Origin of the sequence: Bacillus sp. V33-4, assembly GCF_002860225.1 — a bacterium.
Taxonomy (GTDB): Bacteria; Bacillota; Bacilli; order Bacillales; family Cytobacillaceae; genus Bacillus_BJ; species Bacillus_BJ canaveralius.
Genome location: NZ_PGVC01000020.1, coordinates 1 through 6,567 on the forward strand (window position 1 = coordinate 1; position 6,567 = coordinate 6,567).

General features: G+C 39.5%; 9 protein-coding genes. 3 read left to right on the forward strand and 6 right to left on the reverse strand.

All coding sequences use genetic code 11. The annotated features are described in order from the left end of the window. Positions 1–138: 138 nt before the first annotated feature. Positions 139–321 carry an aspartyl-phosphate phosphatase Spo0E family protein gene (locus CVD23_RS07880; protein ID WP_257988147.1) on the reverse strand — a complete coding sequence of 61 codons (183 nt, stop codon included), beginning with the start codon at positions 319–321 and terminating at the stop codon, positions 139–141. A gap of 131 nt (positions 322–452) precedes the next feature. Further along, complete coding sequence (locus tag CVD23_RS07885; RefSeq protein ID WP_101665674.1) at positions 453–647, reverse strand: hypothetical protein; 195 nt, start codon at positions 645–647, stop codon at positions 453–455. A gap of 240 nt (positions 648–887) precedes the next feature. On the opposite strand from CVD23_RS07885, the gene CVD23_RS07890 reads away from it, so the two are divergent. The 3 genes from CVD23_RS07890 to CVD23_RS07900 all read left to right on the forward strand — a co-directional run bounded on the left by CVD23_RS07890 (position 888) and on the right by CVD23_RS07900 (position 2,817). After that, positions 888–1,076, forward strand: a complete 189-nt coding sequence (locus CVD23_RS07890; RefSeq protein WP_101578226.1) for a YkvS family protein — start codon at positions 888–890, stop codon at positions 1,074–1,076. A gap of 282 nt (positions 1,077–1,358) precedes the next feature. Continuing rightward, positions 1,359–1,970: a CPBP family intramembrane glutamic endopeptidase gene (locus CVD23_RS07895; RefSeq protein WP_101578227.1), complete on the forward strand. Its 612-nt coding sequence runs from the start codon at positions 1,359–1,361 to the stop codon at positions 1,968–1,970. A 163-nt stretch (positions 1,971–2,133) separates the two neighbouring features. Continuing rightward, positions 2,134–2,817: a hypothetical protein gene (locus CVD23_RS07900; RefSeq protein ID WP_101578229.1), complete on the forward strand. Its 684-nt coding sequence runs from the start codon at positions 2,134–2,136 to the stop codon at positions 2,815–2,817. 61 nt (positions 2,818–2,878) lie between these two features. Here the strand turns inward: CVD23_RS07900 and CVD23_RS07905 are convergent, their stop codons facing one another. From CVD23_RS07905 to CVD23_RS07920, 4 genes are all read right to left on the reverse strand, one after another. After that, positions 2,879–3,928, reverse strand: a complete 1,050-nt coding sequence (locus CVD23_RS07905) for a YkvI family membrane protein (RefSeq protein WP_101665675.1) — start codon at positions 3,926–3,928, stop codon at positions 2,879–2,881. Between the two features lie 142 nt (positions 3,929–4,070). Next, positions 4,071–5,765: a M3 family oligoendopeptidase gene (locus tag CVD23_RS07910; protein WP_101665676.1), complete on the reverse strand. Its 1,695-nt coding sequence runs from the start codon at positions 5,763–5,765 to the stop codon at positions 4,071–4,073. A 101-nt stretch (positions 5,766–5,866) separates the two neighbouring features. Further along, a complete protein-coding gene (locus CVD23_RS07915; RefSeq protein WP_101665677.1) occupies positions 5,867–6,214 on the reverse strand; it encodes a hypothetical protein in 348 nt (115 codons plus the stop codon). Between the two features lie 18 nt (positions 6,215–6,232). Next, positions 6,233–6,567, reverse strand: a 335-nt coding sequence (locus tag CVD23_RS07920; protein WP_257988150.1) for a colicin E5-related ribonuclease, incomplete at its 5' end; no start/stop codon positions are given.

Consider the following 6,567-nt stretch of genomic DNA (forward strand, 5'->3'; position numbering starts at 1 on the left):
TTCAAAATAAATTTATTTGATTTGAGCTTGACAAATTCGCTTTTATTTAATGCAACGCTAGTGTAATTTCCTAAACAATTAAAAAAGCTGACCGGGAGGTTCCTTCTCCTCTCTGGTCAGCTTTCAGTATTTAGTAGTTTATGTTGACTGAGTTTGAAAAGCATACAAGTTTCGGTGCATGTTCAAGAGGTCGTCCAGTTCTTTGCTTGCTTTTAAGGTCTGTTTGCTAGTGATTCCGGTTTTAGAGGCCATTAAAACCATTTCTATCCGCTTCCACTCAATTCGGTGCAAAAGCTCTTCTTCAGTAATAAAAGGTTTCATTTAGCTCACCTCTTAGCCTTTACATATATTTTACTATCGCCAGATTGAAAATTATAGTTCTTTTTGGCAGACAAAAATATTTTTTGATGAGCAATCCCTGTAAAAAGCAACCAAACACCTGCGCTTATCTGTTAACTTCTCGGAACAGCTTGATAGGTAAATACAGCATCTCCACCCCGTTGGGCAATTCCCCGAAAATGCTTAAAATCCTCCCTGTCTGTAAGAACCGTCCTGAACAACAAAAAGTCCTCTCTCTTTACAAAATACTCCGACATATTTCCGGCTTTTAAACTGTCTAATATTTCGTTAATCAATTGTTTATCCATATAAGTATCACCATGCTTATGAATTTTCGTCACCTTGACTATTATAGCACTTCTATATATTTTTCCGTATCAATAAAAATTCCTGCGATTCAGGAAGATCGCTTTATTCCGATATTTGCAGGCGACCCTTTTTGTAAAATGTATCTATGCCTTTATTGATTATTGGTTGATAATCCTTTTATGAACTTCTATAATTAGTGCAATATGGTTTTAAAACAGATGAAAAAAGGAGAGATCAGTGTGAAAAAAGCAGAGGTTGGAAACATTATCGAATTTAAAGATGGTTTACGTGGAATTGTTGAAAAGGTTAATGAAAACTCTGTCATTGTCGATTTAACATATATGGATAATTATCGTGATTTGGAACTGGACCAGCGTACAGTTGTCAATCATAAAAATTATAAAGTAATCAAAGAAACTGTTCTATAAATCGGTGACGGTATACCGGCTTTACATTGGTTAAGTCAAATCCACTGTTTTCAAGCTTTTGAATATCGCAATTCTATCCTTTATGGGGCTGACTCGACGGAATTCGGGCCAGCCTTTATTTTTACGGATCTCTCTTTTTATTCCGTGCAGATTTTCTATTGATGCACTTACCCTCTTTTCAAAAATTAGCCGATTTTTAGAGGATTAAAAGAAAACTTTTCCGTACAATTTAAAACCAATCTTTGTTACAATAGTGTTTGTTTGTTAGAAAGGGGTTTACTGATGAAGAAATGGATTTTTGATTCCCGATTAATAATCGGCTTTCTTCTTGCACACCTTCTCATGTTTTTTACGTTTGAAAACAGAGCGGTTTTCTGGTACATGTTTACGGCTGCTATGCTTATTTTAATCAGCTATTCGATTTTAAACGAAGAGGTTGATGACCAGCAAAGTGTCGGTTCCTATCTTTTATATGGATTATTGTCGGGTTTTGTTTTGTTTGCCGTGTTTTGGGCAGGCAATTTTTTGATCGATTTGCTGAACTTGCCTTTTAGCAAAGGGGTCGCCAAACTCTATAATCGCTTAGCCCCCGCTCAATTATGGCATTATATAGTGTTAATCCTGGTTATTATTCCCGGCGAAGAAATTTTTTGGAGAGGTTTTATTCAAAAAAGGCTTGAGAAATACGTTCCTGCTACAGCTTCAATTGTGTTGGCCGCTGTTATGTACACATCGGTTCACTTTTATGCAGGCTATATGGTTCTCCCGATAGCTGCTCTTTTTGGAGGTCTGTTCTGGGGGTTTTTATATTGGTGGAAACGCAGCATTCCGCTTGTGATAGTCTCCCATTTGGTTTTTGACCTATTTTTATTCGTTTTCATTCCCCTTTATTAAAAGCAAAACGATAGTTTTCAGCCTGGATGCCGAGTCCGGGCTGTTTTATATCCAGCCCACCATGTTAATTAATTAACGAGAAATCTTGCGATTGTCCTGAAACATTTAGCGCTTTTTTTCGTCTACTCTTGTAGAACTCCAACGAAACCGGGAGGAATTGAAGATGAAACAGTTGAAAAAGGGATTAGCTTTTGCGGCCCTGCTCATACTTCTTTTAGGTGGCTGCGGAACCCAGGAAGAACAGGCGAATGATGCCGGCACCGATCCTGGCAGCAAACGAGAAGAAGAAAATAATCAGGAAGCAGGCAATTCTGAACCAAGCGAAGAAGAAACCAACAATGAAAGCAGTTCCCCGGAAAACGCCAATGCGATCATTCGAATTTTGGAACAAAATCTTGAATATGAAGTCAATGGACAAGAAAAACAAGATACCGCATTTTTAAAGCATAACGACAACCAGAATTATTCAATATACGTTTTGCCAGGCTATGAGCTGACAGCAGAAGAACCTCATAAAGATTCTTTGTTTTTAACAGAAAATCCAGAAGTGTTTATGCGGATCGAGCTTTTGCCGGACGATACAGATTGGGAGTCCGTGACAGAGAATACAAAGGCCCAACTAGCAACAGTGAATGAACACATCGAAACCATGCAGCCATCTGAAGATACATTTTTAAAAAACGCTACTGTCATGGAGTCTGCGCATGATGGGGAAATTGTATCAGCCTATCTCATCAAGGATGAGAAACAGCCATTGAAGCTGACTATGTTCACAAAAGAAAATGCAGATCACCGGGATGCATTTCTAAAAATGGCAAAGACAATTATGAAAGAATCAAACCAATAATATGTTACCAACCAAAGCGATCCTCTGATAATAGGGTCGCTTTGTTCACTCTGTGTTGCATCTATTTCTCGTTCGGGGCTGGCAAGGGCTTCATCCATAACAGGACGAGAAAGATTAAACTCACATAACCAAATAGAGGATATAGTTTTGAAAGTAAAGTACCATAGTTGATTAAACTGATAAAATAAGTGACGATAAAAATACCAACCACGATCATCGAGCCAGGGAGCGACACATGCTTGCTGATCTGCCGCTCAAGTCCAAACACATTCCCAATAATTGACGTGAATATCTCACCGTAAATAACAAGAATATAAATCCAGTATAAGCCGGATGCAAGATTTTTCATGATCGTTGCCATCGGGATTTCATAAGCCTCCAGATTAGGGAGCATAACGAGAGTGAGGTGGCTGGAAAGAAGAATGACAGTCAATGCAGCTCCCCCAATCCATCCTCCCCATTTCACTGTGCGGTCATCGTTAATTTCGGATGCCACCGGGACAAGGACTGCCTGTGACAGGGCAAGATTAAATGCAGTATACGAAAAGGGAGCGACCACCGATTTCCAACCATCGTCCGCGAAAGGAATATGGAAGATTCGGTCCACAAAATCGGGCAGCTGCGAGGATATGATCATCAGAATGAAGCTGAATATAATCATCATCGGAACTACAAATGTATTAACAGCAAAAATACCTTTGATCCCAACTGCCATCACAATGAATGACAGAATAATCGTAATTATCACGCCTGCCATTTTGGTTAATCCAAGCTGCTCGTCGAAAATCGCACCCGCACCTGCGAGCATAACTGCGCAAACACCAAGCAGCATAATAAGAAGCAGCATATTGATCATTGTACCAAGCAAGGACCCGAATAAATGATTTACAATTTCCTGATAAGACTTTGCGTTTATTTGTACAGCCATCCTCATTAATTTTGAACCGAGGAAGATAAGCAAGTAGCCGGACATAAGAATACTTATCAGGCCAATAAAACCGAATCGTGAAAAAAATTCAACAATCTCTTTTCCAGTAGCAAAGCCTGCACCCACCACTGTGCCTACATATACAGCTGCAATTTGAAAAGCCGCTCCCCAGTTCGTCTTCACGCCATGTCCCCTCCTTCTCCCTCATATATATGAGGACAAGGCCGAACAAAGACGATATTTTTGGACATTAATCCGGCACAAAGGTACATTCCAAATACAAAAAATGAGAAGCAAAGCCTATTAGCTTCGCTTCTCATTTTTTTTATAATGCTTGATCGTCTATTGAATTCAGCCAGCTTTCAATTTCGCCCACCACGGATTCGACGCAGCCTTCCTCGAACGGAGATTTAAGGTTGGCGGCTTTCACAAGCCCGGTAAACGGCAAGCTTCCACCCAGCTCGCAAAGCTTTAAGTAATCCGCCCAGGCTTCTTCCCTATTTTCTCTTGAACGCTTCCAAAATTGGAATGCGCAAATTTGCGCCAGCGTATAGTCGATGTAGTAGAACGGTGAATTAAAGATATGACCTTGCCGCTGCCAAAAGCCTCCGTTTTCGAGATAATCATTGCCATCGTAGTCTTTATGCGGCAAATACTTTTTCTCAATGTTGCGCCACGCCTGCTTTCGTTCCTGTGGTGAAGCCCCCAGATTCTCATAAACCCAATGCTGGAATTCATCTACAGACACACCATAAGGAAGGAACAGCAAGGAGGATCCTAAATGAGCAAATTGATATTTTTCGGTTTCTTCCTGAAAGAATAGCTCCATCCACGACCATGTGAAAAATTCCATGCTCATTGAATGAATTTCTGCAGCTTCATAGGTTGGCCAATTGTACTCAGGAATTTCAAAATGACTGCTTGAATATACCTGGAAAGCGTGGCCGGCTTCGTGTGTTAATACATCAATATCCCCGGATGTCCCGTTAAAATTAGAGAAAATAAACGGAGATTTGTAGTTTTCAATGTACGTGCAATAGCCACCGCCTGCTTTCCCTTTTTTCGCGACAAGATCCATCAAATCATTTTCAATCATATACCTGAAAAATTCGCCCGTTTCATTTGAAAGCTCATCATACATTTTTTTACCGTTATCGATGATCCAGTCCGGATTTCCCTTTGGCTTGGCATTGCCGGTTTTAAAATTAAAGCCTTCATCATAATATTTAAGATTTTCTACCCCAATCCGTTCCTGTTGACGTTGCTTCAGTTTTGTCGCGATTGGCACAATAAAGTCTTCTACTTGCTTGCGAAACTTTGCGACCATATCAGCGTTGTAATCGGTTCGGTACATCCTGTAATAGGCTAGCTCAACAAAATTGTTATAGCCAAGCTTCTGCGCGATTTCGGTACGGACCTGGACAAGCTCATCATAGATTCGATCGAGCTCAGCTTCATTCTCAGCCATAAAGCCAAACCTCGCTTCACTTGCCTTTTTTCTCATTACGCGGTCAACAGATTCAGTATAAGGCTCTAATTGAGCCAATGTCAGCTCTTCGCCTTCAAACTGGATTTTCGCAGAGGCGATTAATTTCGTATACTCACTTGAAAGCTTATTTTCTTTTTGAAGTAAAGGAATAATTTCCGGGCTAAACGTTTTCAGCTGTGCTTCCGCCAATGCAAAGAGCTGGCTGCCCCATTTTTGCTCCAATTCTGTCCGGTACGGTGAATCCAAAAGCGCTTTATAATATTCTGTGACAAGCCCTTCCAGTTCAGGCTGAATTTCGTCTATATAATCCTGTTCCGCCTTATAAAACTCATCGTTCGTATCAATCGAATGGCGAATATAAACAAGGTTAGACATCGTTCCGAGATCATTGCGGATATCATTGATTTCTTTCATCGCATCATTTTGCAATGCGGCAGAACCAGCATTTTTGAACTTATCGAGCCCGGCCTGGAATTTTCCCTTTGCCTCGTCAAGATTAGGCCTCACATATGTATATTCCTGAAATTTCATGCGCATTTCCCCCTCATATTCAGTTGATGGCAAAAAACCACTATTACCGTCTAAAAAATACCTCAAGAGAGTAGAACTCTCTCAAGGTATTGACTAGTTTATTACCTTTTCAATTGGTTAGTAATCACAAAGCTAGAGTAACAACAATTATCCAAATTCTCTTGTTCAAATATTTCTAACACCTTACCATTACATTTAGTATATGTTTTTGCCCAATTATCATGTTCGTTTAGTATATCGCTTAAATCAATTGCAATTGGAGATGATAATGGTAATATTTTACCGTCTTTAGTTATACTAAAAAATTCTACTCCAATTATCGCCACCTCCAATTTATTGCATTCAGTTACAAAGTCATTAATCTTTTGTATTGAAAGATATAATTCTCCATTGGAAACAAACCCACCATTAAAAGCGAATATATTAATAAGTGTCTGTTCTTCAGTCAATAATCTCACATCCTTTAACTAATCCCACGGAGATGCCCAATTAGGGTCAAATCTGTCACTTACCTGAACAATATCTCCTGTTCTATCATTCCTAACTACATAGCTTCCATCGTTCCTTATATAGGCAGTGGCTGGGTCATCCATTTTCCCATTATTAGTCCAACGTGTATCTCTTGTTATAACCGTTCGGCTAGGACTGTTTATAGTGTTATTAATTGAATCATCATCCCATCCTCTTTTTTTCATTTGTTTAGCAATCTTGCTAGTGTAAGAAAAATTCGTTTTATTACCAAAGAATTGCAAGTCCAATTTCAAACCATTATTCCCTATACCCTCAGGCCTCAAATTAACTC